Origin of the sequence: Corynebacterium sp. H127, from assembly GCF_037482665.1 — a bacterium.
GTDB lineage: Bacteria > Actinomycetota > Actinomycetes > Mycobacteriales > Mycobacteriaceae > Corynebacterium.
The window spans coordinates 1-655 of the sequence record NZ_JBBHKY010000031.1; the positions used below are offsets into that span (position 1 = coordinate 1).

Below are 655 nucleotides of genomic sequence, written 5' to 3' on the forward strand. Positions count from 1 at the left end.
CAGCCAACGCCGACCAAGCAGCAAGCTACGCCGCAGCCGCACACCAATCCGCCAACGAAGCCGCCTCATCAGCAGCTGATGCGCGCGCCTCCGCAGTCGCCGCCGGCAAGGATGCTGACCTGGCGGCACAAGCCGCAGACGAGGCTTATCGGATTGCGATGGACAAATGGCATGCCGAGCAGGCAGAGATTCAAGCAGCCCAAGACCAAGGCGCAGATACAGGGGAAGGTATTGAGGCCCCTCCTGGGGTTCTTGAAATCCTCAAAGAGCAGATCGGTAAGGAAGCACTCAATCTAATCCTCGATTTGATCGGCGTGACCGATGCAATTAACTGCTTCAAGGGCGACATTGCCGGATGTTTGTGGACAGCAGTGAACTTCTTACCCGTTGGAAAGCTCCTCAAGGCTGGTAAAGCAGTTTCAGCGGTAAGGAAGCTGCTGGGCCAAGTGCCGGAAATCAGGAAGGCGCTTGAAGCAAGGAAGGTATGGACTGCGAACAAGCTCGAAGCAGCACGAAGCATCCCTTCATGTCCTTTGACGTCTGCTGTTCGCCTGGATCGACCAGCGTGGTCCTTTAACTTCGGTAATTCCCATAAAACATCGACAGACCGAGGCACACCAAGCTTTGCATTCGTTGCGCTCAAATGCTCCATTTT

At 55.3% G+C, this 655-nt stretch carries 1 pseudogene; it reads left to right on the forward strand.

From position 1 onward, the window contains the following. Positions 1-655, forward strand: a pseudogene (locus WG936_RS12235) (HNH endonuclease); the annotation flags it as partial.